This window comes from Pseudomonas huaxiensis (genome assembly GCF_003231275.1).
GTDB lineage: Bacteria > Pseudomonadota > Gammaproteobacteria > Pseudomonadales > Pseudomonadaceae > Aquipseudomonas > Aquipseudomonas huaxiensis.
The window spans coordinates 47,022-70,474 of sequence record NZ_QKVL01000005.1 but is presented as its reverse complement, the minus strand read 5'-3'; the positions used below and the strand labels follow the sequence as shown (position 1 = coordinate 70,474).

The following is a 23,453-nucleotide window of genomic DNA, read 5'->3' as shown; positions in this document are numbered from 1 at the left end:
CGGAATTGATTGAACGCGCGTTCAGCGCTGAGCGCGTTAAAGACTGCTTGGAGGTCTAATTGAACAAAGATATGAAAATCCTCATCGTTGACGATTTTTCGACGATGCGGCGGATCATCAAGAACCTGTTGCGTGACCTGGGCTTCACCAACACGCACGAGGCCGACGACGGCAACACCGCGCTGCCCATGCTCGAAAGCAACAACTTCGACTTCCTGGTGACCGACTGGAACATGCCTGGCATGTCCGGTATTGACCTGCTGCGCAAAGTCCGCGCGGACGAACGTCTGAAACACTTGCCTGTGCTGATGGTGACCGCCGAAGCCAAGCGCGAACAGATCATCGAAGCTGCCCAGGCCGGCGTTAACGGCTATGTGGTCAAGCCTTTCACTGCCCAGGTGCTGAAAGAAAAAATCGAGAAGATCTTCGAGCGCGTCAATAGCTGATGTACGCACGGGGGCGCTATGGAGCATAAACAATCATCTTTGGACGACTTTGAGTCGACGCTGAAGAAACACGCCCAGGAGCTGGTGAAAAGCCTCGAACGAGGCAATTTCGGCGACGCGGTGCAACTGATCCATCAGCTGAACCAGACCCGTGACCGCGGCCTGTATCAGGAAGTCGGCAAGCTCACGCGAGAGCTGCACAGTGCGATCGTCAGTTTTCAGATCGATCCGCACATGCCGCAGGCCGAGGAAGTTTCGCAAATCACCGACGCCACCGAGCGCTTGTCCTATGTGGTCAAGCTGACCGAGGCGGCGGCGAATCGCACGATGGACCTGGTCGAGCAGGGTACACCCGTGCTCCACGATCTCACCAACGAAGCCCGTGAACTGCACGACGACTGGCAGCGCTTCATGCGCCGGGAAGTCGCAGCGCCGGAGTTCCGTGAGCTGGTCCAGCGTGTCGACAGGTTTCTGGCGCGCAGCGCCGAGGGTACCCACACCGTAACCGGGTACCTCAACGATATTCTCCTGGCACAGGACTATCAGGACCTGACCGGCCAGGTGATCAAACGGGTGACCTCGTTGGTCACCGAAGTCGAAAGCAATCTGCTCAAGCTCGTACTGATGGCCAGTCAGGTCGACCGCTTCGCCGGTATCGAACATGACCACCAGCAGCTTCGTGCCGAGCAAGACCAAGATAAACATCCGACCCGGGGTGAAGGACCGCAAATTCATGCCGATAAACGTGAAGATGTCGTGTCCGGTCAAGACGATGTCGATGATCTGCTGTCCAGCCTGGGTTTTTAGGGAGCACGTTTGATGAGCTTCGGCGCCGATGAAGAAATCCTTCAGGATTTCCTGGTAGAGGCCGGCGAAATTCTTGAGCAACTGTCCGAGCAACTGGTCGAGCTGGAAAGCCGCCCGGATGATTCCGACCTGCTCAATGCGATCTTTCGCGGTTTTCACACTGTAAAAGGGGGCGCCGGCTTCCTCCAGCTCCATGAGCTGGTGGAGTGCTGCCACATCGCCGAAAACGTATTCGACATCCTGCGCAAGGGAGAGCGTCGGGTCGATTCCGAACTGATGGACGTGGTCCTGGAGGCACTGGATACCGTCAACAGCATGTTCGGTCAGGTTCGCGAGCGTACCGACATCACCCCGGCCACGCCTGAGCTGCTGGGCGCCTTGGCGCGTCTGGCCGAGCCGGGCGGTGCCGCTGCTCCGGCAGAGGCTGAACCTGTGGCCGAAGCGGTGCCTGAAGTGGCCGCCGTTTCCGGCGACATCACCGACAGTGAGTTCGAGCAACTGCTCGACTCGTTGGGTGCGGTCAAGGAGGAGGCCGAATCGGCTGCTGCTGCCAGCGACGAAATCACCGACGCCGAGTTCGAATCCCTGCTCGATCAATTGCACGGCAAAGGCCAGTTCGCTGCCGACAGCCTGCCAAGCGCTGCCGCGTCCGCGCCGGTCGCCGAAGTGGCGGGTGCCGCCAGCGACGAAATCACCGATGCCGAATTCGAAGCGCTGCTCGACCAACTCCATGGCAAGGGCTCCTTCGCCGTAGATGCATTGCCAGGTGCCGTGGCCGCCGCGCCAGAAGTCAGCGAGCCCGCCGTGGCTGCCGGTGGCTCGGGCGATCACATCACCGAGCACGAATTCGAAGCACTGCTCGATGAGTTGCACGGCAAAGGCAAGTTCGTGCCTGACAGCGTCAGCGCCGCCGCGCCGGCCGTTGCAGTCGCCGCCAAGCCGGCAGCCAAACCTGCCGCCGCCGCGCCTGCCGCTGCTGCCAAACCTGCCGCGCCTGCGCCGGCACGTCAGGCCGCTCCGGCTGCCGCTGCTGCTGCCGCCGACAAACATCCGGCCAACGAGACGGAAACCACCGTGCGGGTCGATACCGCGCGGCTGGACGAAATCATGAACATGGTGGGCGAACTGGTACTGGTGCGTAACCGCTTGGTCCGCCTGGGCCTGAATAGCGGCGACGAGGCCATGTCCAAGGCCGTGTCGAACCTCGATGTGGTCACCGCCGACCTGCAGACCGCGGTCATGAAGACCCGCATGCAGCCGATCAAGAAGGTCTTCGGGCGCTTCCCGCGCCTGGTTCGCGACCTTGCGCGGCAGTTGAAGAAAGACATTACCCTGGAGCTGGTCGGCGAAGAGACCGACCTCGACAAGAACCTTGTCGAGGCCCTGGCCGACCCGCTGGTCCACTTGGTGCGCAACGCCGTCGACCATGGTGTCGAAACGCCGGAAGAGCGCGAAGCCTCGGGCAAGTCCCGCGGTGGCAAGGTGGTGCTGTCGGCTGAGCAGGAAGGTGACCACATCCTTCTCTCGATCTCCGACGACGGCAAGGGCATGGACCCTGGCGTGCTGCGCGCCAAGGCCGTGGAAAAAGGCCTGATGGACAAGGACGCGGCCGACCGCCTGAGCGAGTCGGACTGCTACAACCTGATCTTCGCTCCGGGCTTCTCGACCAAGACCGAGATTTCCGACGTGTCTGGCCGCGGCGTTGGCATGGACGTGGTGAAGACCAAGATTGCCCAGCTCAACGGCTCGATCAGCATCTACTCGGCCAAGGGCCAGGGTTCGAAGATCGTCATCAAGGTGCCGCTGACCCTGGCGATCATGCCGACCCTGATGGTGATGCTGGGCAACCAGGCCTTCGCCTTCCCGCTGGTCAACGTCAACGAGATCTTCCACCTCGACCTGTCGCGCACCAACGTGGTCGACGGCCAGGAAGTGGTGATCGTCCGCGACAAAGCGTTGCCATTGTTCTACCTCAAACGCTGGCTGGTCAGTTCCGCCGCTCATGAAGAGCAGCATGAAGGCCATGTGGTGATCCTTTCGGTGGGCACTCAGCGGATCGGCTTCGTCGTCGATCAACTGGTTGGCCAGGAAGAAGTGGTCATCAAGCCGCTGGGCAAGATGCTCCAGGGCACCCCGGGCATGTCGGGCGCGACCATTACCGGTGACGGGCGCATTGCGCTGATCCTCGACGTCCCGAGCATGCTCAAGCGTTACGCCGCACGGCGAATTTGATCCCGGTGGCGCGGCCTCGCGGTCGCGCTGCCTAATGGAGTGTTTATGGCAGTCAAGGTCCTGGTGGTGGATGATTCCGGTTTCTTCCGCCGCCGTGTCTCGGAAATTCTCTCGGCGGACCCGACCATCCAGGTCGTCGGCACCGCCACCAATGGCAAGGAAGCGATCGACCAGGCACTGTCGCTCAAACCCGATGTCATCACCATGGACTACGAGATGCCCACCATGGATGGCATCACCGCAGTTCGTCACATCATGCAGCGCTGCCCGACCCCGGTGCTGATGTTCTCCTCGCTGACCCACGAAGGCGCCCGGGTAACCCTCGATGCGCTGGATGCCGGCGCCGTCGATTACCTGCCGAAGAACTTCGAAGACATCTCGCGCAACCCGGACAAGGTCAAGCAGATGCTGTGCGAGAAGGTTCACACCATCTCCCGCAGCAACCGTCGTTTCAGCAGCTACGCCAGCACGCTGCCGGCGGTGACCACCACCTCATCCAGCCCGGTGTCGTCCCTCGGTGCCGCCCGCGCCAGTGCGCCGCTGCCGACCCGTCAGCCGGCCCAGGCGCCGGCGGCAAGCAATTCGCCAGCGCCCAAGCGCAAAGCCTACAAACTGCTGGCTATCGGCACCTCCACCGGTGGCCCGGTCGCGCTGCAGCGGGTGCTGACTCAGCTGCCAGCCAATTTCCCGGCGCCGATCGTGCTGATCCAGCACATGCCGGCGGCCTTCACCAAGGCGTTCGCCGAGCGCCTGGACAAGCTGTGCAAGATCAACGTCAAGGAAGCCGAGGACGGCGATATGCTGCGCCCTGGCCTCGCCCTGTTGGCGCCTGGCGGCAAGCAGATGATGGTCGACGGTCGTGGCATGGTGAAAATTCTTCCGGGCGACGAGCGCCTGAACTACAAGCCGTGCGTAGATATCACCTTCGGTTCGGCTGCCAAGTCCTATGGTGACAAGGTGCTGGCGGTGGTGTTGACCGGTATGGGCGCCGATGGCCGCGAAGGCGCGCGCCTGCTCAAGCAGGGCGGCAGCCAGGTCTGGGCTCAGGATGAAGCGAGCTGCGTGATCTACGGCATGCCGATGGCGATCGTCAAAGCCAACCTGGCTGACGCGGTCTACGGTCTTGACGACATCGGTCGTCACCTGGTCGAGGCCTGCGTCTGATGGATGTTCTCAGCCTTCTCGGAATCATCCTCGCCTTCGTCGCAATCGTTGGCGGCAACCTGCTCGAAGGCGGTCATGTCGGTGCGCTACTCAACGGCCCTGCAGCGCTGATCGTGCTGGGCGGCACCCTGGCGGCGGCGCTGTTGCAGTCGCCGTTGAGTTCGTTCAAGCGCGCCCTGCAGATTTTCGGCTGGATCCTGTTCCCGCCGCGAGTCGACCTGGCTGGCGGTATCGACCGTGTCGTCAACTGGAGCCTCACCGCGCGCAAGGAAGGCCTGCTCGGCCTGGAAGGCGTGGCGGATGCCGAACCCGATCCGTATGCGCGCAAGGGCCTGCAACTGCTGGTGGACGGCGCCGAGCCGGAAGCTATCCGCAGCATTCTCGAGGTGGATTTCCTTACCCAGGAAAGCCGCGACATCCAGGCTGCCAAGGTGTTTGAAAGCATGGGCGGCTACGCGCCGACCATCGGCATCATCGGTGCGGTCATGGGCCTGATTCATGTCATGGGCAACCTGGCCGACCCGTCGCAACTGGGTAACGGCATCGCCGTGGCGTTCGTCGCCACCATCTATGGCGTGGCCAGTGCCAACCTGATTCTCCTGCCCGTGGCCAACAAGCTCAAGGCGCAAGTCATGCGGCAATCGCGCTATCGGGAGATGCTCCTGGAGGGCCTGCTGTCGATCGCCGAAGGCGAGAACCCGCGCTCGATCGAACTGAAGCTTCAGGGCTTCATGGAGTAACCATGGCCCGTCGCCGCAAAGTCGAGGAACACGAGAATCACGAACGCTGGCTGGTGTCCTACGCGGACTTCATCACCTTGCTGTTCGCGTTTTTCGTGGTCATGTACTCGATTTCCTCGATCAACGAGGGCAAGTACAAAATCATGTCTCAGGCGCTTATCGGCGTGTTCAACGATGCCGAGCGCAGCACCAAGGTGATTCCCATCGGTGAGGAGCGGCCACTGAGCGTGCGTCCGGCCCAGCCGTTGATCAAGGACAGCGAGCAGGTCGATGCCGGTCTCAGCCAGACCAGCGCAGATCCGCTGAAGACCATCACCGACGAGGTGATGCAGGCCTTCGGTGACCTGGTCAAGTCCGACCAGATGACCGTGCGCGGTAACGAACTGTGGATCGAAATCGAGCTGAACTCCTCGCTGCTGTTCGGTAGCGGCGACGCCATGCCCAGCGATGTGGCGTTCAATATCATCGAGAAGGTGGCGAACATCCTCAAGCCGTTTGCCAACCCGGTGCACGTTGAAGGCTTCACCGATGACCAGCCGATCCGTACCGCGCAGTACCCGACCAACTGGGAGCTGTCGTCGGCGCGGGCGGCGAGTATTGTCCGTCTGCTGGCCATGGAAGGAGTCAATCCGGCGCGCATGGCGTCCGTCGGCTATGGCGAGTTCCAGCCGATCGCCAGCAACACCACCCAGCAAGGGCGGGCGAAGAACCGCCGCGTCGTGCTGGTGATCTCGCGCAATCTGGAAGTGCGCCGCAGCCTGACCGGAACCGGCACCGCCAATGCGAGTCCGGATGCCGCGCTCAAGCGCGCTGGCACACAAACTGCACCGCCCGTGATATCACCGACGGCCGGGAGCAATCCCGTCAATTCTCCGTCGTCGACCTTTTAATCGATCCCGGCTGGCTACGGTCGGACCGGGAGGAAGCAGCGCATGAGAGTCTGGGCAGTAGCCAATCAAAAAGGTGGCGTCGGCAAGACCACCACGTCCATCGCCCTGGCAGGTTTGCTGGCCGATGCCGGGCGGCGCGTGGTCGTGGTCGACCTCGACCCGCATGGGTCGATGACCAGCTATTTCGGGCACAACCCCGACACCCTGGAGCACAGCAACTTCGACTTGTTCCAGCACAAGGGCACGGTGCCTGACGGCTTGCCGGGGCAATTGCTGCTGCCCACCAGCCACGAAAAGATTTCGCTGTTGCCGTCCAGTACTGCGCTGGCGGTGCTGGAGCGCCAGTCGCCCGGGCAGAATGGCCTGGGCCTGGTAATCGCCAAGAGTCTGGCGCAACTCTGGCAGGATTTCGATTACGCCCTGATCGACAGCCCACCGCTGCTCGGCGTGCTGATGGTCAATGCGCTGGCGGCGAGCCAGCAGCTGGTGATCCCTGTGCAGACCGAGTACCTGGCTGTGAAAGGCCTCGAGCGGATGGTCAGCACCCTTGCGATGGTCAACCGTTCGCGCCGCCAGGCGCTGCCATTCCACATCGTGCCAACCCTGTTCGACCGTCGCACCCAGGCGTCCATGGGCACCCTCAAAGTGCTGCGTGATGGCTATCCGGAGGACATTTGGCAAGGTTACATCCCGGTTGATACCCGCCTGCGTGATGCCAGCCGGGCTGGGGTGACACCGTCGCAATACGATGCCAAGAGCCGCGGCGTGGTGGCTTACCGCGCCTTGCTCAAGCACCTGCTGACGCAGAAGTCTGTGGCGCAGGTGGCTTGATGAACCGTCCGCAAAACCTCGCCACCCGGCCACAAATGGCCTTGCAGTCGTACCTCGACGGCTTGCTGCATGAAGCCACTGAAGAGCTGCCTTACGCGGAACCTGTGGTTGTACCAACGCTGCCGCCGGTAATCCCGGTGGTGGCCGAGCCGCCGGTGCCACCGGTTTCCACCGAGGTGCTGGATGAGTTCCAGGCGGCGGTGCTGGAAGAGCAGGCCCGCGATGCGCGCCGCGAAACCACCGCCGTACCGACCACCTTCGCCGAGCCGGCACCGGTCAGGATCGTGGTCGCACCGCCGGTCCTGAAGGTTGCACCGGTCGTAGAGCCGGTGGTCGAAAAGATCGTTGCGCCGGTCATCGAGCCGGTTGTCGAAGCGCCTGCGCGGATCGAGCCGCTGGTGGACGTCCACCTGGCTCCGGATGTGCCGCAGCCGCCGAAGACAGTGGATGGTCGTCCGTCCTGGGCCGCCGAGCCGTTCGAGTGCCTGCTGTTCGATGTCGCCGGGTTGACCCTGGCGGTGCCGTTGGTGTGCCTCGGGTCGATCTATTCGCTGCACGGTCACGAGCTGACGCCGCTGTTCGGCCAGCCAGACTGGTTCCTGGGCATCCTGCCGAGCCAGGCGGGCAACCTCAAGGTGCTGGATACCGCGCGCTGGGTCATGCCGGAGCGCTATCGCGACGATTTCCGCGACGGTCTGCAGTACGTGATTTCGGTGCAGGGCTATGAGTGGGGGTTGGCGGTGCATCAGGTCAGCCGCTCGTTGCGTCTGGATCCGAGCGAGATCAAGTGGCGTACCCAGCGCGGCCAGCGGCCGTGGCTGGCCGGCACGGTGATCGAACACATGTGCGCATTGCTTGACGTCGCCGAGCTGGCCGAGCTGATCGCCAGCGGTGCGGTCAAGAAAATGCAGTTAAACCATAAATGATCGGTCGCGCACCGGCGCGATCGCACTGAGCACTCCGCCGACGGCGGTTTTTGAGGGTTAGGGGAATGAAAAAGACGTCTGGACAGGGTTCCGAAGATCCGATCCTGCAGTGGGTAACCTTCCGCCTGGACAACGAGTCCTACGGCATCAACGTGATGCAGGTCCAGGAAGTGCTGCGCTACACCGAGATCGCGCCGGTTCCGGGTGCGCCGAGCTACGTGCTGGGCATCATCAACCTGCGCGGCAACGTGGTCACCGTGATCGACACCCGTCAGCGTTTCGGCCTGGCGCCCAGCGACGTCACTGACAACACCCGTATCGTCATCATCGAGGCGGACAAGCAAGTGGTCGGCATCCTCGTCGATAGCGTGGCCGAAGTGGTCTACCTGCGTCAGTCCGAAGTGGAAACTGCGCCGAACGTCGGTAACGAAGAATCGGCCAAGTTCATCCAGGGCGTTTGCAACAAAAACGGCGAACTGCTGATCCTGGTCGAGCTGGACAAGATGATGACCGAGGAAGAGTGGTCCGAGCTGGAGAACATCTGAGTTGATCCTGGAGGTTGCGGTTGTATTCCTGGCGATGCTCTGGGCGTTGAGCGTGTGGCTGTTCATCGGCTACAGCAAGCGCCAGCGTGAAATGGCCACGCAGCAGGCTCAGGGCGATGCGTTGCGTGACCAGCGCATCAAGGACCTGGGCAAGCGCCTGGACGACTACCAGAACAGCTCGGTGGCGATGGGCGAGGCGTTGCACGAACTGCGTGCGGCGGTCGCGCCCCTGCCGGAGAAAATGTTGCAACTGGAGCAGCGTGACCCCAACAGCCTGTCGTTTGCTCAGGCGGCGCGGCTGGTGGGCATGGGCGCCAGTGTCGACGAACTGACCCAGACCTGCGGTTTGACCCAGGCCGAGGCGGAGTTGATGAGCAAGCTGCACAAGGGCTGAAGGTTTTTTGTCGCGTTTTGCGGCCTCATCGCCGGCAAGCCGGCTCCCACAGGGATCGTGGGGCTGGCACAAAACCTGTGGGAGCTGGCTTGTCGGGGCGCCGAACCGCAGCGATGATCATTCGGGAGCCGGCAACCGCTTCAAATCCGGTGTGATATCCCGCTCCCCCGGCCCCTCATCGTTGAACCCCACCGGCATCTTGCCTTTCAACTGCCAGGCAAAGGCGATGATCTCGGCAATGGTCAGGTACAGCGCTTCCGGAATGCTGTCGCCCAGTTCCATGCGCGCCAGCAACCTCACCAGTTCGGCATTTTCGTAGATCGGCACTTCATGCTCGCGGGCGATCGCCAGGATCGCTTCCGCCAGTTCGTCGTCGCCCTTGGCCGTCAGGGTCGGGGCGCGGGCGCCGTCGTAGTTCAGGGCAATGGCCTGGCGGGGTGTCTTCTTGCTCATGCGTTTTCATCCACCCAGCGTTGTTCCAGATGCGTGCGCGGCCCCAGCGGCGGTACGCCCTGGTGGCAGTGCAATTCGCTGACGTTGACGCCACGCGCCACCAGTCGTGCCCGGAGGTCGCCCAATTGGCTTTCGATCAGTTGCGCGGTGGCCGGCAGTTCTGCCCAGAGCTGGCTGGACAGGTTGCCCTGGGTGATCTGCGCCTGGACTTGCAAAGGCCCCAGTGGGTGCAGGTCGAACGCCAGTTCGACACGCCAGAGCATTTCCAGCGGATCACGCCGTTCGCGCTCGGGGTCGGCTTGTTGCTCCTTGGTTTCTTCGCGCTGCACCTTGACCTGCATGGGCATGAATTCCGGCCCGGTGCGCAGAGGGATTTCCAGTTGCCAAGTGGTTTGCAGGTTGCCGTCGGGGGTGGTTCCGGTTTGCTCCAGGCTTGCCAGTTGGTGGCTCTGCACGCGCGAAATGGCCGCAGCGGCGAGGCGCAACAAGTGTTGCAAGTCGCCTTCTTCTTCGAGGTTCTGTAATAGCCGGGTGGGCAGCGGGAAACTGCCAGGGTGCGGTTTCGGCGCTACCTGGCCGAGGGCGCCGAGGGCGCTGCGCACCATGCCCGGCAGGGCCTGGGCCACGATCGCCGCAGTGCTCGGGCTGAACAGGGTGCCGCCCGGGACGTTGGGCAGCAGTTGTGCCACCAGTCGCACCATCTGCGCCTTGAGGTCGGGTGCCAGTTGCCCGGTGGCGCCGTTGAACAGCCGCGCTTCCAGGAGCGAGCCGCTGTTACTGAGTGCCTGAGCCACCTGGCGGGTGTCGCTGAACTGGCGGATATCCGGCAGGCTGGCGAGCAATTTGTCCACCGCTGCGCGCACCTGTTCCGGCTGGCCGTCGTCGCTGGCGATGCGCTGCATGGCCGCGAGCATGCCCTGTAGCGAGGCCTGGCGGTTTTGCTGGGTGCTGAGGTTCTGGGCGATGGCCATCTGATCTTGTCGCCCGCTCAGGGGCACGAAGCTCAGCGCCTGGTCGCCCTGCACCCGCGCGCTGAGCAGGCTGCCCAGCGGCAGCGGGCGAGGGGAGTCGATGGCGAGGGTCGCACCCGCCTGGGCAGTGTTGAGCAGGCTGACCAGTGAACGGTAGACCGCTGGCAGGTTGCCTGCCTGCGGCTGCAACTGGGTGGTCAGCACCTTGCCCTGCACCAGCGTGCCTTCCGGGAATTCACGGCTGTCGAGGCGGGTGAGGGTGGCGACATTGCTGGCGATGGCTTGTTGCAGCGTCAGGCTCAACTGGTTCGACGTCGGCTGGCTGATCAGTAACTGAGTGCCCTGGGCCAGCGGCTGGTTGGCGGTGGTCTGCACCGTCACTTGCTGGCCGTTGGCCTGCAACAAGCGCAGGAGCAACTGAAACTCCTGGCCCACCTGACGCAGCGACAGCACTTCGCCCTTGGTCGTTTCGCCGGCGGGCACCAGGTCGGGCTGGGCTTGCACCAGCTTTACCAACTCGCCGGTCATTGCCGCAGCACGCACCTGCGCATTGGCGGGAACCTGTGGGCCAAGGCTGTTTATTTCGCCTGTCATTCGCGTTGCGACCTGTTCAAATAGCCCTCTTTACAGTAGGACATGGCATGTATAATGCCGGCCGATTTCTTCCGCGAGCGCAGGATCCGGCGGCGCTCGCGACCAGACCGGTCGGCCAGGTTTTCGTTGTCACTATAACGGCCAGGCCTGTACCGACTTGAGACAGTCTGCGAAACCATAAGGCGAATCTGTGACTCCTCAACTCCAAGCCGTGGGCCTGGCCTGCGAGCGCGACTGGCGGATGCTCTTCGAACACCTCGAATTGCAGGTGTCGGCCGGCGACATGCTGCAGATCAGCGGTCCCAACGGTAGCGGCAAGACCAGCCTGCTGCGCCTGCTGGCCGGCCTGATGCAACCGACCCACGGTGAGGTGCTGCTCAACGGCAAGCCGCTGGCCGGGCAGGGCACCGAACTCGCCCGTTCCCTGGTGTGGATCGGCCACGCGGCCGGGATCAAGGACCTGCTTACCCCGGAAGAAAACCTCACCTGGCTCTGTGCCCTGCATCGCCCCGCCAGTCGCGACGCCATCTGGCAGGCGCTGGAAGCGGTGGGCCTGCGCGGTTTCGAAGACGTCGCCTGTCACACCTTGTCCGCCGGTCAGCAGCGCCGCGTGGCGCTGGCCCGGCTGTACCTGGACAGCCCGCCGCTGTGGATCCTCGACGAACCCTTCACCGCCCTCGACAAACAAGGCGTCGCGCAGCTCGAAGCGCATTTGGCGCGGCACTGCGAGAACGGCGGCATGGTCGTGTTGACCACCCACCACACGCTGGAACGTACGCCGTCCGGTTATCGTGATATCAACCTGGGGCAGTGGGCCGCATGAGTGTATTTGTCCTGTTGTTGCGTCGCGAAGCCCGACTGCTCTGCCGCCGTCCGGCGGAGTTGGCCAACCCGCTGGTTTTTTTCGCGATAGTCATCGCATTGTTTCCACTTGCGGTCGGACCTGAGACACAATTGTTGCAAAACTTGTCTCCAGGGTTAGTCTGGGTGGCTGCGCTTTTAGCCGTCCTGCTCTCGCTGGACGGGCTGTTTCGCAGTGATTTCGAGGACGGATCGCTGGAACAGTGGGTCCTTTCGCCGCACCCGTTGCCCCTACTGGTACTGGCCAAGGTGCTGGCACACTGGATGTTTTCCGGGCTGGCACTGGTATTGTTGTCGCCGCTTCTGGCGGTAATGCTCGGATTGCCCGTGGAATGTCTGCCGGTCTTGCTGGCATCACTCTTGCTCGGCACTCCGGTGCTGAGCCTGTTGGGTGCCGTGGGTGCGGCCCTGACGGTCGGATTGAAACGAGGTGGGCTGCTTCTGGCGCTACTGATTCTGCCGCTATATATCCCGGTGTTGATCCTGGGCAGTGGCGCCTTACAAGCAGCAGTGCAAGCTATGCCTGCAACCGGATACCTGCTCTGGCTCGGTAGTCTGGCCGCCCTGGCAATCACCCTTGCACCTTTCGCAATAGCCGCCGGCCTGAAAATCAGCGTCGGCGAATAACGAGGTCTGGGCCCCTGCCCAGCAAAGACCCTGGATGTACCGTGATGAAAAGCAGCGCAATAAGCTGGACATGGTTTCACAAGCTCGGTTCCCCCAAATGGTTCTACGGCATCAGCGGTCGCATGCTGCCCTGGCTCGCCATCGCCGCAGTGCTGTTGATCGGCACGGGCGTGGTCTGGGGCCTGGCCTTCGCGCCGCAGGATTACCAGCAAGGCGATAGTTTCCGGATCATCTACATCCATGTACCGGCGGCGATGCTGGCGCAGTCCTGCTACGTCATGCTGGCGGTGGCCGGGGTAGTCGGGCTGGTCTGGAAGATGAAGATCGCCGACGTCGCCCTGCAGAGCGCTGCGCCCATCGGGGCCTGGATGACCGCGTTGGCGCTGGTCACCGGCGCCATCTGGGGCAAGCCCACCTGGGGTAGCTACTGGGTCTGGGATGCCCGCCTGACGTCCATGCTCATCCTCCTTTTCCTGTACTTCGGTCTCATTGCCCTCGGCCACGCGATCAGCAATCGTGAGAGCTCGGCCAAGGCCTGCGCGGTGCTGGCTATCGTCGGGGTGATCAACATCCCGATCATCAAGTACTCGGTGGAGTGGTGGAACACCCTGCACCAGGGCGCCACCTTCACCATCACCGAGAAACCGGCGATGCCGGTGGAAATGTGGCTGCCACTGCTGCTGACCGTGCTCGGTTTCTACTGTTTCTTCGGCGCCGTGCTGCTGGTGCGCATGCGCCTCGAAGTGCTCAAGCGCGAAGCTCGCGCAAGCTGGGTCCGGGAAGAAGTACTCAATAGCCTGGGGAACGCACGATGAGCTTCGCATCCTTCGGCGAGTTTCTCGCCATGGGCCGTCACGGCCTTTATGTCTGGTCTGCCTATGGCATCTGCCTGCTGGTACTGGCCGTCAACGTCGCTTCGCCGCTGCTGGCACGGCGCCGTTACCTGCAAGCAGAGGCGCGCCGTCTGCGCCGGGAGAACGCCAAGTGAATCCGCTACGCAAGAAGCGCCTGTTCATCATCCTCGGCCTGCTCGCCGGCCTCGGTGTCGCCGTGGGCCTGGCCCTGAGCGCACTGCAGGAAAACATCAACCTGTTCTACACCCCGACCCAGATCGCCAACGGCGAGGCGCCGCTGGATACCCGCATTCGCGCTGGCGGCATGGTCGAGAAGGGCTCGGTGCAGCGTTCCAGCGACTCGCTGGATGTGCGTTTCGTGGTCACCGACTTTGCCAAATCCGTGCCGATCACCTACCGCGGCATCCTTCCGGACCTGTTCCGTGAAGGCCAGGGCATCGTTGCCCTGGGCAAGCTGAACGCCGACGGCGTGGTGGTGGCCGATGAAGTGCTGGCCAAGCACGACGAAAAATACATGCCGCCGGAAGTCACCAAGGCTCTCAAGGAAAGCGGGCAGACGGCCTCTGGAGCACCTGCACAATGAACGCCTCGCTGATCATTCCCGAACTCGGCCAGTTGTCGATGATCCTGGCTATCTGCTTCGCCTGCGTGCAGGCCAGCGTCCCGCTGCTCGGCGCCTGGCGCGGCGACAGCCTGTGGATGAGCCTGGCACGGCCGGCGGCCTGGGGGCAGTTCGCCTTCCTGGCCTTCGCCTTCGCTTGCCTGACCCATGCCTTCATGACCGACAACTTCTCGGTCGCCTATGTCGCCAGCAACTCCAACAGCGCCTTGCCCTGGTACTACAAGTTCAGCGCAGTGTGGGGCGCCCACGAAGGTTCGCTGCTGCTCTGGGCGCTGATCCTCGGCGGCTGGACCTTCGCCGTGTCGATCTTCTCCCGGCAATTGCCGCAAGTGATGCTCGCCCGCGTGCTGGCGGTGATGGGCATGATCAGCGTCGGCTTCCTGTCGTTCCTGATCGTCACCTCCAACCCGTTCATGCGCCTGCTGCCGCAGGTGCCAGGTGATGGCCGCGACCTCAACCCGTTGCTGCAGGACATCGGCCTGATCGTTCACCCGCCGATGCTGTACATGGGCTACGTCGGTTTCTCGGTGGCCTTCGCCTTCGCCATCGCCGCGCTGCTCGGCGGTCGCCTTGATGCCGCCTGGGCGCGCTGGTCGCGGCCGTGGACCATCGTCGCCTGGGCCTTCCTCGGCATCGGCATCACCCTCGGTTCGTGGTGGGCCTATTACGAACTCGGCTGGGGCGGCTGGTGGTTCTGGGACCCGGTGGAAAACGCCTCGTTCATGCCTTGGCTGGTCGGCACCGCGCTGATCCACTCGCTGGCGGTGACGGAAAAACGCGGTGTGTTCAAGAGCTGGACCGTGTTGCTGGCCATCGCGGCATTCTCGTTGAGCCTGCTCGGCACCTTCCTGGTCCGTTCCGGCGTGCTGACCTCGGTCCACGCCTTCGCCTCGGACCCCGAGCGCGGCGTGTTCATCCTGTTCTTCCTGCTGTTCGTGGTCGGTGGTTCGCTGACCCTGTTCGCCCTGCGCGCGCCGGTGGTCAAGAGCCAGGTCGGCTTCGCCCTGTGGTCCCGCGAGACGCTGTTGCTGGCCAACAACCTGGTGCTGGTGGTGGCGGCTTCGATGATCCTGCTCGGCACCCTGTATCCGCTGGTGCTCGACGCCCTCAGCGGCGCCAAGCTGTCAGTCGGCCCGCCGTACTTCGACGCACTGTTCATCCCGTTGATGGCGCTGCTGATGGTGGTGATGACGGTGGGTGTGCTGGTGCGCTGGAAAGACACCCCCGTGCGCTGGCTGCTGGGCATGCTGACCCCGGTGCTGATCGGCAGCGCGGTGCTGGCGCCGATCTGTGGCCTGCTGGTGGATGATTTCGACTGGGCCGTGCTGACCACCTTCGCCCTGGCGGCGTGGATCGTCCTCGGCGGCGTGCGCGACATCTTCGACAAGACCCGTCACAAAGGACTGCTCAAAGGCGTGCGTGGCCTGAACCGCAGCTACTGGGGCATGCACGTCGCGCACCTGGGCCTGGCGGTCTGCGCCCTGGGCGTGGTGCTGTCGAGCAACAACAGCGCTGAACGCGACCTGCGCCTGGCGCCGGGCGAGTCGGTGGAACTGGCCGGTTACCAGTTCGTCTTCGAAGGCGCCAAGCACTTCGAGGGGCCGAACTTCACTTCCGACAAAGGCACCGTGCGCGTGCTCCAGGACGGCCGCGAAATCAGCGTGCTGCACCCGGAAAAACGCCTGTACACCGTGCAGCAGTCGATGATGACCGAGGCCGGCATCGACGCCGGTTTCACCCGCGATCTGTACGTCGCCCTCGGCGAGCCTCTGGAAAACGGCGCCTGGGCCGTGCGGGTGCACGTCAAACCGTTCGTGCGCTGGATCTGGCTCGGCGGCCTGCTGACCGGTCTGGGTGGTTTGCTGGCGGCGACGGACCGGCGTTATCGGGTCAAGGTCAAGAGCAAGGTACGTGACGTACTCGGTCTGGAAGGAGCAACTGCATGAAGCGTTGGATCATGGTGCTGCCACTGGCGGTGTTTCTGCTGGTGGCGGTGTTCCTCTACCGCGGTCTGTACCTGGACCCGGCCGAGCTGCCGTCGGCGATGATCGACAAGCCGTTCCCGGCGTTCTCGCTGCCCAACGTGCAGGGCGACCGCACGCTGACCCAGAACGACCTGCACGGCAAGCCGGCGCTGGTCAACGTCTGGGGCACCTGGTGCGTGTCGTGCCGGGTCGAACACCCGGTGCTGAACAAGCTGGCCGAGCAGGGCGTGGTGATCTACGGCGTCAACTACAAGGACGACAATGCCGCCGCGCTGAAATGGCTGGCCGAGTTCCACAACCCCTACCAACTGGATATCCGTGACGAGCAGGGCACCCTGGGCCTGGACCTGGGGGTGTACGGCGCGCCGGAAACCTTCCTGATCGACGCCGAAGGCATCATCCGCCACAAGTTCGTCGGTGTTGTCGACGAAACCGTCTGGCGCGAGCAACTGGCGCCGCTGTACCAAGGCCTGGTCGATGAGGCTCGCCCATGAAGCGCTGGCTGGCAGCCGCTGTCCTCGGCCTGAGCCTGTGCGGCGTGGCCAAGGCGGCAATCGACACCTACCAGTTCGCCGACGAGGCCGAACGCGAGCGTTACCGCGAGCTGACCAAGGAACTGCGCTGCCCCAAGTGCCAGAACCAGGACATCGCCGACTCCAACGCGCCCATCGCCGCCGACCTGCGCCGGGAAATCTTCCGCATGCTCGGCGAAGGCAAGAGCAACCAGCAGATCGTCGACTTCATGGTCGATCGCTACGGCGACTTCGTGCGCTACAAGCCGGCCCTGACCGCCCGCACCTGGCTGCTCTGGTTCGGTCCGGCGCTGCTGCTGGCCGGTGGCTTCGGCGTGCTGGTGGTGATTGTCCGCAAACGCCGCGTACCGGCGGCCGCTGGTTCGGCCGACCTTTCTCCCGAGGAGCGTGAGCGCCTCGCCAAACTGCTGGACAAAGAACAGACCCATGACTGATTTCTGGCTCGCGTCAGGCCTGCTGTTGCTGGTAGCCCTGAGCTTTTTGCTGATTCCGGTGTTGCGTGGCCGTCGTGCGCAGCAGGAAGAAGACCGTACCGCCCTGAACGTCGCCCTGTATCAGGAGCGTGTCGCCGAACTGCAGGCCCAGGGCGAGGAGGGCGTACTCAACGCTGACCAACTCTCCCGCGGTCGCGACGAAGCGGCCCGCGAACTGCTGGCCGACACCGACAATGCCGAGCCGACCCGCAGCGCCCGGCTGGGCAAGGCGCTGCCGGTGATGGCGGCGTTCCTGGTGCCGCTGATGGCGGTCGGGCTGTACCTGCATTTCGGCTCCAGCGACAAAGTGAAGCTGGCCCAGGAATTCTCCCAGGCGCCGCAATCGCTGGACGAAATGACCTCGCGCCTGGAGCGCGCCGTCGCCGCCCAGCCCGAGAATGCCGAGGGCCTGTACTTCCTTGGCCGTGCCTACATGGCCCAGGAGCGTCCGGCGGACGCGGCCAAGGCCTTCGAACGCGCCGTCGGCGTGGCGGGTCGTCAGCCGGAGTTGCTGGGCCAATGGGCCCAGGCGCTGTATTTCGCCAACAACAAGCAGTGGACGCCGCAGTTCCAGGCGATCACCGATGAAGCCCTGAAAGCCGATCCGAACGAAGTCACCAGCCTTGGCCTGCTGGGCATCGCCGCCTTCGAGGGCGAGCGCTACCAGGAAGCGGTCGATTACTGGAACCGCCTGCTGGTGCAACTGCCGGAAGGTGACGCCTCGCGCACCGCGCTGTTGGGCGGCATCGACAAGGCCAAGGAAAAACTGGCTGCCGGCGAAGGCAAGGCGTCCGCACCGGCCACCGCAGCCAGCGGCGCCAGGCTGACGGTGCGCGTCGAGCTGGCGGCGGCGCTGAAAGACAAGGTCAAGCCGGACGATACCGTGTTCATCTTCGCCCGCGCCGCGTCTGGTCCACCGATGCCGCTGGCGGCCAAGCGGGTCACCGTGGCGCAGTTGCCCATCGAGGTGGAACTGAGTGACAGCGACGCAATGATGCCGAACATGAAACTGTCGAGCTTCGCCGAAGTCCAACTTGTGGCGCGCATCTCACGCTCCGGCCAGCCCACCAAGGGTGAGTGGATCGGTAGCGGTTCACCGCTGGCTACCAGCACCGAGGCGCCGCAACACCTGACTATCGACAGCCCGGACCCGTAAGAGAGCGCCCTCATGAACAGCACCGTACGCCTGACCCTGATTTCACTGGCCCTGGGGCTCAGCGCATGTACGGTGCATCAGCCCGAGCGCGAGCCGCTGCCGCCGATCCAGACCACACCCCCGCCGGGCCCGGTGATCAAACCGGGCCCGACCAAGCCAGTCCCGACCAAACCGGTCACCCCATCGCAGAAGCCCATGCCGCGTACCTCCGCCAGCTTCGCCCCGCCACCGGGCGGTGCCAGCCATTGGGACCCGCGCCTGGGCGTCTACGTGCTGGAGGGCAAGACCAACACCTTCTACCGCCAGCGCACCTACTACCGCTGGAACAACGGCTGGAGCTGGGCGACCAGCGCTGATGGCCCGTGGCAGGACACCGACAGCAGTGGTGTACCGGGCGGTCTGGGACGGGCTTTTGGCCAGTGACCGGAGCATAATGCTGCCTCGCTGAAATGCCTGGGAGCCTGAAATGACAAAGACGGTACTGGTGCTGGTCGAGACGGTCGACGATTACCTGCCCCTGCTGGAAAACAACGGTTATCACCTGATTCGCGCGCAGACCCCGGCCTTGCGCGCCGAGGCCATCGCCCGCCACGGCGGTGAGATCGACGCGGTGCTGACCCGTGGCCCGCTGGGCTTGTCCGCAGCTGAAATCGCCGCGTTGCCGGCCTTGCAGATCATTTGCGTGATCGGCGCTGGCTACGAGCAGGTCGACCTGGCCGCCGCTGCGGCGCGGGGCATCACGGTCACCAACGGCGCTGGCGCGAATGCCGTGGCGGTGGCAGATCACACCATGGCCTTGCTGCTCGCCGTGGTGCGCAATATTCCCCAGGCCGATGCCACTACCCGCCAGGGCCAATGGAACCGGGTGATCAGCCCGTCCATCTCGGGCAAGCGCCTGGGCATTCTCGGGTTGGGTGCGGTGGGGCTGGCGATCGCCCGGCGCGGTGCCCTCGGGTTCGATATGCAGGTGCGCTATCACAACCGTTCCCGGCGTGAAGATGTGGCTTATTCGTATTGCGACAGCCCGTTGGCGCTGGCGCGGGAGTCGGACTTCCTGATCGTCGCCACGCCCGGTGGCGCCAACACCCGGCAACTGGTGGACAGCGCGGTGCTCGATGCGCTGGGGCCGGAGGGTTTTCTGGTGAACATTGCCCGGGCCAGTGTGGTGTCTACGGCGGATATGGTTGCGGCGTTGCGTGAGCGGCGAATTGCCGGCGCGGCGCTGGATGTGTTCGATGACGAACCCAATGTCCCGGATGAACTCAAGACGCTGCCCAACGTGGTGCTGACACCCCATGTGGCTGGGCAGTCGCCGGAAGCGGCGCGGGATACGGTGGCGCTGGTGCTGAAGAACCTGCAGGCGTTTTTTGCCGGGGAGCAGGTGTTGACGCCGGTGACTGGTTAGGACATTTCAGGGTCCTTGAGATTGAGCGCCGCTCGCGCGGCGCATCGCGAGCAAGCTCGCTCCTACGGTGGTTTGAGCGTGCCTATGCTTGTCTCAACAACATCCCCCGCGATTGCTCGCCAATTGCCTATCTGATGGCCATGGCACGTTGTAACCACTGTAGGAGCGAGCTTGCTCGCGATGCGCCGCGCGAGCGGCGCTCGATCTCAAGAGCGCCAGATAACATTCGGCCTGCGCCTTCCATCCACACTGCTAGACTCCCTCGCCACCTCATAAACGCAAGGAGCACCCCTCATGCCAACCCACCAAGGCACCTGCCTCTGCGGCGCCATCCAGCTCTCCGTCACCCTCGATGAAACCCGCGTCAGCGCCTGCCATTGCAGCATGTGCCGCAAATGGAGCGGTGGCCCTCTGCTGGTGGCGCACAGCACGCAGCCCCTGCAGTTCAGCGGCGCGCAACCGGCGGTCTACGATTCCTCCGACTGGGCCCAGCGCGGTTTCTGCCCGAGCTGCGGCACCCATTTGTTCTACCGCCTCAAGGCCGGTGGCTTCGATGCGGGTCCGGTCGGCGTTCTCGACGGCGACACCGCCTGGACCTTCGACCTGCAGGTCTACATCGACGAGAAACCAGCCTTCTACTGCTTCTCCGACCCGACCCAGAACATGACCGGCGCCGAGGTCATCGCGCAGTTCAGTTGACCGCCAGCAAGGTTGTGCCGTAGCACCAGTGCCACGGCTCGAACTGGTAGCCCAGCGGGTTGTTTCGCGGGTAGGACAAATGGAAGTCGAACCTCTGCGCATGTTTGCTCAGCCACTGATAGGCGTGGCTGTGTTCGAAGTCGATTTCCAGCGAGTTGATATCGATCGCCCGGCCGGTGTGATGCTCGCTGTAGCCGGGCGGGGCGTTGACCGCGAGGATCTGCTCCAGCGACAGGCCGCGTTTGAGCTTGGTGCGAATGAGATTGGCCTGGTAGGTGACGCTGCGGTACGCCGACATCAGCCATAGCTCGACGCCGTCAGCCGCGGCATCAGCCTTCATCTGCCTCCAGGCTGCGGCGGCGTCCGGCTCCAGCTCGAACCGGCGCGCGTCGGCGTTGATCTCGGCAATCGCCAGCACCCGTGCTTCGGGGTAGGCGACAAAACCCCGCGCCAGCAACAGGTCTTCACTGATCCCCAGTTCTTTACATAGCTCCTTGCTCATGTCGCTTCCTGCCGCTGGTAGGTGGTTGTCAGAGCTACCCAGTGTAAGACCGATAACCAATAGCCGCCTGCTCCTTGCAAAACCAGGGCAATCCTGCGAAAAGGCTGCGGCTACGATTACCGCGCTTGAATGAGGTCACTATGAGCGGCGAACTGCAAATCACCGACGTCCTGTTGGGCGACGGCAAGGAAGTGGTCAAGGGCGCCCTGATCACCACGCACTACACCGGCACGCTGGCCGACGGCAGCGTGTTCGATTCGTCCCACCAGCGCGGCAAGCCGTTCCAGTGCGTGATCGGCACCGGCCGCGTGATCAAGGGTTGGGACCAGGGCCTGATGGGCATGAAAGTCGGCGGCAAGCGCACGCTGTTCGTGCCGGCGCACCTGGGCTACGGCGAGCGCAGCATGGGCTCGATCCCGCCGGGCTCAGACCTGCAGTTCGAGATCGAGCTGCTGGAAGTGCTGACCCGCGACGACTGAAGGCGCCAGATGCGCCCAAGAAGCGCTCAACACCTACCACTGGATCGATTTCCGAAGCATGAAACCGAAATGGTTTATCGCGGTTGAGACATCGTCTTAATTTCGTAACAGCCAGGGACTACATTCGACTCTGCTTACGGATAAGCACCCAGGGACAGAACCAAACGGGCTTGCTGCACTCTCAAGGATGCCCGCTTCCACGGAAGGAGCGACAGACAGGGATGCTCCGCGGCTTCGGCCGCGGGGCAGCACTGACGGGTCAACCTCGATTCTTTCCGCCAAGGGTTCATCATGAAGTTGCCCATGACGCTTTCTTTTCGTCGCCAGGCGCTGTTCTGCGCCGTGCTCGCCGCCAGCGCGGCCCTTCTCGGTTTCACTACCTTCGACAGTTTCGCCAAACCGGTGGACGGCACCCAGACGCTGATCTTCCTGCGCCATGCCGAAAAGCCCGGTGAAGGTCTCGGTCAACTCAACTGCCAGGGCCTGAACCGCGCCCTTGATCTCGCCACGCTGTTGCCGGAAAAATTCGGCAAGGCCGATTACGTGTTCGCCGCCAACCCCTCCCGCGAAGTGGAGGAAGGCGCCAACGACGACAGCTACAGCTACCTCCGCCCGCTGATGACTATCAGCCCCAGCGCCATCAAGCTCGGCCTGCCGGTGAACATCGAGTATGGCGCCAACGACACCGGCGCCCTGGCCCGCGAACTGTTGAGTAACAAGTACCGCAACGCCACGGTGTACACCGCCTGGTCCCACGGCTACCTGCCCGAACTGATCAACACCGTGGCCGGCAAGGCCCTGGGCGAGGATCGGGTGATTACCGAGGACTGGGAGAACAGCGACTTCGATTCGCTGTACGTGCTGACCCTGACCTGGCGCGATGGCAAGGCGACGATGCTCAGTCGCAATGTGAAGCAGGGGCTGGACGGTGGGGATGTGCAATGCCCGGGGACGGCACATGAGTCTTCCGGGTTGGCGCTGCGGTAGAACACCCTTACTCTGACTCCCGTTTTGGCAAATGGATTGCGGGCATGACGAGTCGGGTAACAGTCATCGGCGGCGGTGTGATCGGCCTGGCCACGGCCTACGCGTTGGTGCGCGAAGGTTTCGAGGTGGAGCTGATCGAAGCCGGTGACGCGCTGGCCAGCGGCGCCAGCTTCGCCAATGGCGGGCAACTTTCTTATCGCTATGTCGCGCCACTGGCGGATGCCGGTGTGCCGTGGCACGCGCTCGGCTGGATGTTGCGCGGCGATTCGCCGTTGCGTTTGCGCCCGCGCATGGACCCGGCGCAGTGGCGTTGGCTATTGGCGTTCATGGCCGCGTGCCGGGGCTCGGTTAACCGTGCCAACGCCGCGCGCCTGTTGCGGCTGGCGCTGCACAGTCAAAACACCTTGACCAGCTGGCGCGAGGAAGACGGCCTGGACGGTTTTGCCTGGCGGCGCAATGGCAAGCTGGTGGTTTTCCGTGAGTCCGCCAGCTTTGCCCAGGCCCGACAGCGGCTCGATGCGGACCACCAGCACGCGCTCGGTGCCGATGAGCTGGCGGGGCTGGAGCCGGCCTTGGCCGGTGTGCCGTTCATGGGGGGCGTATTCACGCCCTGCGAAGAGGTCGGTGACTGCCATCGCTTCTGCCTGGCCCTGGCGGCGCGCTTGCAGGCCTCGGGGCGCTGCCATTTTCGCTTGGGCCAGCGGGTCAGCAAGATCCGCCACAGCAAGGGTGTGGTCCAGGCCCTGGAGTTGGGCGACGAGGTGCTGGCGGTGGAAAACCTGGTGCTCTGCGCGGGCTATCGAGCTACGCAACTGGGCTTGCCGGGGTTGCGATTGCCGGTGTATCCGCTCAAGGGCTACAGCCTGACCGTGCCGGTCGGCGCGCGTGCGCCCGAGGTGAGTGTCACCGACTACGACCGCAAGATCGTGTATGCCCGCATCGACCAGCAATTGCGGGTGGCGGCCATGGTGGACATTGTCGGTTTCGATGAAACACCGGATCCGCTGCGCCTCGCCAGCCTGCGTCGTCAGGCGGCCGTCAGCTTTCCCGACGCCGGTTATTACGCCCACGGGCAGGAGTGGGCCGGCATGCGTCCGGCCACGCCGACCGGAGTGCCGCTGCTGGGAGCGAGCCCGTACCGCAATCTGTGGCTGAACCTCGGCCATGGCGCCCTGGGTTTCACCCTGGCCTGCGGTAGCGGGCAACTGCTGGCGCGGACCCTTGCCGGAGGGCCGTCCGCGCTGGAGTTGCCGGGTCTTGTCTGATCGCGGCCGTTC

General features: G+C 63.8%; 28 protein-coding genes. 25 read left to right on the top strand and 3 right to left on the bottom strand.

The window, feature by feature from the left end; translation table 11 throughout:
• Window positions 1–71 precede the first annotated feature (71 nt).
• From DM374_RS08265 to DM374_RS08220, 10 genes are all read left to right on the top strand, one after another.
• Complete coding sequence (locus tag DM374_RS08265) at window positions 72–446, top strand: chemotaxis response regulator CheY (RefSeq protein ID WP_177431531.1); 375 nt, start codon at window positions 72–74, stop codon at window positions 444–446.
• 18 nt (window positions 447–464) lie between these two features.
• Entirely contained in the window at window positions 465–1,253 is a 789-nt protein-coding gene (locus DM374_RS08260; protein WP_110969426.1) for a protein phosphatase CheZ, read from the top strand.
• Window positions 1,254–1,265: 12 nt separating this feature from the next.
• The gene (locus DM374_RS08255) at window positions 1,266–3,485 is read left to right on the top strand and encodes a chemotaxis protein CheA (RefSeq protein ID WP_110969425.1); all 2,220 of its coding nucleotides are present in this window, start codon (window positions 1,266–1,268) and stop codon (window positions 3,483–3,485) included.
• 45 nt (window positions 3,486–3,530) lie between these two features.
• The gene (locus DM374_RS08250; protein ID WP_110969424.1) at window positions 3,531–4,649 is read left to right on the top strand and encodes a protein-glutamate methylesterase/protein-glutamine glutaminase; all 1,119 of its coding nucleotides are present in this window, start codon (window positions 3,531–3,533) and stop codon (window positions 4,647–4,649) included.
• Window positions 4,649–5,389 (top strand): flagellar motor protein, encoded by a 741-nt coding sequence (locus tag DM374_RS08245; RefSeq protein WP_095156983.1) that lies wholly within the window; start codon window positions 4,649–4,651, stop codon window positions 5,387–5,389. The genes DM374_RS08250 and DM374_RS08245 overlap by 1 nt, the downstream gene beginning before the upstream one ends.
• 2 nt (window positions 5,390–5,391) lie before the next feature.
• A complete protein-coding gene (gene motD / locus DM374_RS08240) occupies window positions 5,392–6,279 on the top strand; it encodes a flagellar motor protein MotD (RefSeq protein ID WP_110969423.1) in 888 nt (295 codons plus the stop codon).
• 42 nt (window positions 6,280–6,321) lie between these two features.
• Window positions 6,322–7,110, top strand: coding sequence for a ParA family protein (locus DM374_RS08235; protein WP_110969422.1), 789 nt, complete (start codon window positions 6,322–6,324; stop codon window positions 7,108–7,110).
• Window positions 7,110–8,036 carry a CheW domain-containing protein gene (locus DM374_RS08230; protein ID WP_110969421.1) on the top strand — a complete coding sequence of 309 codons (927 nt, stop codon included), beginning with the start codon at window positions 7,110–7,112 and terminating at the stop codon, window positions 8,034–8,036. Before DM374_RS08235 ends, DM374_RS08230 begins: the two co-directional genes overlap by 1 nt.
• A 65-nt stretch (window positions 8,037–8,101) precedes the next feature.
• Entirely contained in the window at window positions 8,102–8,581 is a 480-nt protein-coding gene (locus DM374_RS08225) for a chemotaxis protein CheW (protein ID WP_095156987.1), read from the top strand.
• Window position 8,582: 1 nt separating this feature from the next.
• The gene (locus DM374_RS08220) at window positions 8,583–8,975 is read left to right on the top strand and encodes a DUF2802 domain-containing protein (protein ID WP_110969420.1); all 393 of its coding nucleotides are present in this window, start codon (window positions 8,583–8,585) and stop codon (window positions 8,973–8,975) included.
• 117 nt (window positions 8,976–9,092) lie between these two features.
• Here DM374_RS08220 and DM374_RS08215 read toward each other — a convergent pair whose 3' ends face one another.
• Together DM374_RS08215 and fliK are read right to left on the bottom strand one after the other, a co-directional pair.
• Window positions 9,093–9,428 carry an EscU/YscU/HrcU family type III secretion system export apparatus switch protein gene (locus DM374_RS08215; RefSeq protein ID WP_110969419.1) on the bottom strand — a complete coding sequence of 112 codons (336 nt, stop codon included), beginning with the start codon at window positions 9,426–9,428 and terminating at the stop codon, window positions 9,093–9,095.
• Window positions 9,425–10,993 carry a flagellar hook-length control protein FliK gene (fliK, locus tag DM374_RS08210; protein ID WP_110969418.1) on the bottom strand — a complete coding sequence of 523 codons (1,569 nt, stop codon included), beginning with the start codon at window positions 10,991–10,993 and terminating at the stop codon, window positions 9,425–9,427. Before fliK ends, DM374_RS08215 begins: the two co-directional genes overlap by 4 nt.
• Window positions 10,994–11,183: 190 nt before the next feature.
• Here fliK and ccmA point away from each other — a divergent pair, with 190 nt between their 5' ends.
• The 12 genes from ccmA to DM374_RS08150 all read left to right on the top strand — a co-directional run bounded on the left by ccmA (window position 11,184) and on the right by DM374_RS08150 (window position 20,208).
• Window positions 11,184–11,816 (top strand): cytochrome c biogenesis heme-transporting ATPase CcmA, encoded by a 633-nt coding sequence (ccmA, locus tag DM374_RS08205; RefSeq protein ID WP_110969417.1) that lies wholly within the window; start codon window positions 11,184–11,186, stop codon window positions 11,814–11,816.
• Window positions 11,813–12,481, top strand: coding sequence for a heme exporter protein CcmB (gene ccmB / locus DM374_RS08200; protein WP_110969416.1), 669 nt, complete (start codon window positions 11,813–11,815; stop codon window positions 12,479–12,481). Before ccmA ends, ccmB begins: the two co-directional genes overlap by 4 nt.
• A 44-nt stretch (window positions 12,482–12,525) precedes the next feature.
• Complete coding sequence (locus DM374_RS08195) at window positions 12,526–13,296, top strand: heme ABC transporter permease (protein WP_110969415.1); 771 nt, start codon at window positions 12,526–12,528, stop codon at window positions 13,294–13,296.
• Window positions 13,293–13,469, top strand: coding sequence for a heme exporter protein CcmD (gene ccmD / locus DM374_RS08190; RefSeq protein ID WP_095156994.1), 177 nt, complete (start codon window positions 13,293–13,295; stop codon window positions 13,467–13,469). Before DM374_RS08195 ends, ccmD begins: the two co-directional genes overlap by 4 nt.
• Window positions 13,466–13,918: a cytochrome c maturation protein CcmE gene (ccmE, locus tag DM374_RS08185; protein WP_095156995.1), complete on the top strand. Its 453-nt coding sequence runs from the start codon at window positions 13,466–13,468 to the stop codon at window positions 13,916–13,918. Before ccmD ends, ccmE begins: the two co-directional genes overlap by 4 nt.
• A gap of 11 nt (window positions 13,919–13,929) precedes the next feature.
• Window positions 13,930–15,903 carry a heme lyase CcmF/NrfE family subunit gene (locus DM374_RS08180; protein WP_177431535.1) on the top strand — a complete coding sequence of 658 codons (1,974 nt, stop codon included), beginning with the start codon at window positions 13,930–13,932 and terminating at the stop codon, window positions 15,901–15,903.
• Window positions 15,900–16,436: a DsbE family thiol:disulfide interchange protein gene (locus DM374_RS08175; protein WP_110969413.1), complete on the top strand. Its 537-nt coding sequence runs from the start codon at window positions 15,900–15,902 to the stop codon at window positions 16,434–16,436. Before DM374_RS08180 ends, DM374_RS08175 begins: the two co-directional genes overlap by 4 nt.
• Entirely contained in the window at window positions 16,433–16,909 is a 477-nt protein-coding gene (locus DM374_RS08170; protein WP_095156998.1) for a cytochrome c-type biogenesis protein, read from the top strand. Before DM374_RS08175 ends, DM374_RS08170 begins: the two co-directional genes overlap by 4 nt.
• The gene (gene ccmI, locus DM374_RS08165; RefSeq protein ID WP_110969412.1) at window positions 16,902–18,104 is read left to right on the top strand and encodes a c-type cytochrome biogenesis protein CcmI; all 1,203 of its coding nucleotides are present in this window, start codon (window positions 16,902–16,904) and stop codon (window positions 18,102–18,104) included. The genes DM374_RS08170 and ccmI overlap by 8 nt, the downstream gene beginning before the upstream one ends.
• 12 nt (window positions 18,105–18,116) lie before the next feature.
• Complete coding sequence (locus DM374_RS08160) at window positions 18,117–18,527, top strand: hypothetical protein (RefSeq protein ID WP_110969411.1); 411 nt, start codon at window positions 18,117–18,119, stop codon at window positions 18,525–18,527.
• Between the two features lie 43 nt (window positions 18,528–18,570).
• On the top strand, window positions 18,571–19,509 hold the full coding sequence (locus tag DM374_RS08155) for a 2-hydroxyacid dehydrogenase (RefSeq protein ID WP_110969410.1): 939 nt from the start codon (window positions 18,571–18,573) through the stop codon (window positions 19,507–19,509).
• 294 nt (window positions 19,510–19,803) lie between these two features.
• On the top strand, window positions 19,804–20,208 hold the full coding sequence (locus tag DM374_RS08150) for a GFA family protein (RefSeq protein ID WP_110969409.1): 405 nt from the start codon (window positions 19,804–19,806) through the stop codon (window positions 20,206–20,208).
• Here the strand turns inward: DM374_RS08150 and DM374_RS08145 are convergent.
• Entirely contained in the window at window positions 20,201–20,710 is a 510-nt protein-coding gene (locus DM374_RS08145) for a M15 family metallopeptidase (protein ID WP_110969408.1), read from the bottom strand. The genes DM374_RS08150 and DM374_RS08145 overlap by 8 nt on opposite strands.
• A 140-nt stretch (window positions 20,711–20,850) precedes the next feature.
• Between DM374_RS08145 and DM374_RS08140 the strand changes: the two genes are divergently transcribed.
• The 3 genes from DM374_RS08140 (at window position 20,851) to DM374_RS08130 (ending at window position 23,441) form a co-directional block, all read left to right on the top strand.
• The gene (locus DM374_RS08140; RefSeq protein ID WP_110969407.1) at window positions 20,851–21,189 is read left to right on the top strand and encodes an FKBP-type peptidyl-prolyl cis-trans isomerase; all 339 of its coding nucleotides are present in this window, start codon (window positions 20,851–20,853) and stop codon (window positions 21,187–21,189) included.
• 291 nt (window positions 21,190–21,480) lie between these two features.
• The gene (locus DM374_RS08135) at window positions 21,481–22,176 is read left to right on the top strand and encodes a histidine phosphatase family protein (RefSeq protein WP_110969406.1); all 696 of its coding nucleotides are present in this window, start codon (window positions 21,481–21,483) and stop codon (window positions 22,174–22,176) included.
• A gap of 44 nt (window positions 22,177–22,220) precedes the next feature.
• Window positions 22,221–23,441, top strand: coding sequence for a D-amino acid dehydrogenase (locus DM374_RS08130; RefSeq protein ID WP_110969405.1), 1,221 nt, complete (start codon window positions 22,221–22,223; stop codon window positions 23,439–23,441).
• The last annotated feature ends 12 nt before the right edge of the window (window positions 23,442–23,453 follow it).

Bases quoted from the DNA above. Each gene is read 5' to 3' on its own strand.
- DM374_RS08255 (WP_110969425.1), top strand. From the start codon at position 1,266: ATGAGCTTCGGCGCCGATGAAGAAATCCTTCAGGATTTCCTGGTAGAG.
- DM374_RS08170 (WP_095156998.1), top strand. From the start codon at position 16,433: ATGAAGCGCTGGCTGGCAGCCGCTGTCCTCGGCCTGAGCCTGTGCGGC.
- DM374_RS08250 (WP_110969424.1), top strand. From the start codon at position 3,531: ATGGCAGTCAAGGTCCTGGTGGTGGATGATTCCGGTTTCTTCCGCCGC.
- DM374_RS08145 (WP_110969408.1), bottom strand. From the start codon at position 20,710: ATGAGCAAGGAGCTATGTAAAGAACTGGGGATCAGTGAAGACCTGTTG.
- DM374_RS08225 (WP_095156987.1), top strand. From the start codon at position 8,102: ATGAAAAAGACGTCTGGACAGGGTTCCGAAGATCCGATCCTGCAGTGG.
- DM374_RS08150 (WP_110969409.1), top strand. From the start codon at position 19,804: ATGCCAACCCACCAAGGCACCTGCCTCTGCGGCGCCATCCAGCTCTCC.
- DM374_RS08160 (WP_110969411.1), top strand. From the start codon at position 18,117: ATGAACAGCACCGTACGCCTGACCCTGATTTCACTGGCCCTGGGGCTC.
- DM374_RS08130 (WP_110969405.1), top strand. From the start codon at position 22,221: ATGACGAGTCGGGTAACAGTCATCGGCGGCGGTGTGATCGGCCTGGCC.
- DM374_RS08265 (WP_177431531.1), top strand. From the start codon at position 72: ATGAAAATCCTCATCGTTGACGATTTTTCGACGATGCGGCGGATCATC.
- DM374_RS08195 (WP_110969415.1), top strand. From the start codon at position 12,526: ATGAAAAGCAGCGCAATAAGCTGGACATGGTTTCACAAGCTCGGTTCC.
- motD (WP_110969423.1), top strand. From the start codon at position 5,392: ATGGCCCGTCGCCGCAAAGTCGAGGAACACGAGAATCACGAACGCTGG.
- DM374_RS08175 (WP_110969413.1), top strand. From the start codon at position 15,900: ATGAAGCGTTGGATCATGGTGCTGCCACTGGCGGTGTTTCTGCTGGTG.
- DM374_RS08235 (WP_110969422.1), top strand. From the start codon at position 6,322: ATGAGAGTCTGGGCAGTAGCCAATCAAAAAGGTGGCGTCGGCAAGACC.
- ccmB (WP_110969416.1), top strand. From the start codon at position 11,813: ATGAGTGTATTTGTCCTGTTGTTGCGTCGCGAAGCCCGACTGCTCTGC.
- ccmI (WP_110969412.1), top strand. From the start codon at position 16,902: ATGACTGATTTCTGGCTCGCGTCAGGCCTGCTGTTGCTGGTAGCCCTG.
- ccmD (WP_095156994.1), top strand. From the start codon at position 13,293: ATGAGCTTCGCATCCTTCGGCGAGTTTCTCGCCATGGGCCGTCACGGC.
- DM374_RS08215 (WP_110969419.1), bottom strand. From the start codon at position 9,428: ATGAGCAAGAAGACACCCCGCCAGGCCATTGCCCTGAACTACGACGGC.
- DM374_RS08260 (WP_110969426.1), top strand. From the start codon at position 465: ATGGAGCATAAACAATCATCTTTGGACGACTTTGAGTCGACGCTGAAG.
- DM374_RS08135 (WP_110969406.1), top strand. From the start codon at position 21,481: ATGAAGTTGCCCATGACGCTTTCTTTTCGTCGCCAGGCGCTGTTCTGC.
- fliK (WP_110969418.1), bottom strand. From the start codon at position 10,993: ATGACAGGCGAAATAAACAGCCTTGGCCCACAGGTTCCCGCCAATGCG.
- DM374_RS08155 (WP_110969410.1), top strand. From the start codon at position 18,571: ATGACAAAGACGGTACTGGTGCTGGTCGAGACGGTCGACGATTACCTG.
- DM374_RS08245 (WP_095156983.1), top strand. From the start codon at position 4,649: ATGGATGTTCTCAGCCTTCTCGGAATCATCCTCGCCTTCGTCGCAATC.
- DM374_RS08140 (WP_110969407.1), top strand. From the start codon at position 20,851: ATGAGCGGCGAACTGCAAATCACCGACGTCCTGTTGGGCGACGGCAAG.
- DM374_RS08230 (WP_110969421.1), top strand. From the start codon at position 7,110: ATGAACCGTCCGCAAAACCTCGCCACCCGGCCACAAATGGCCTTGCAG.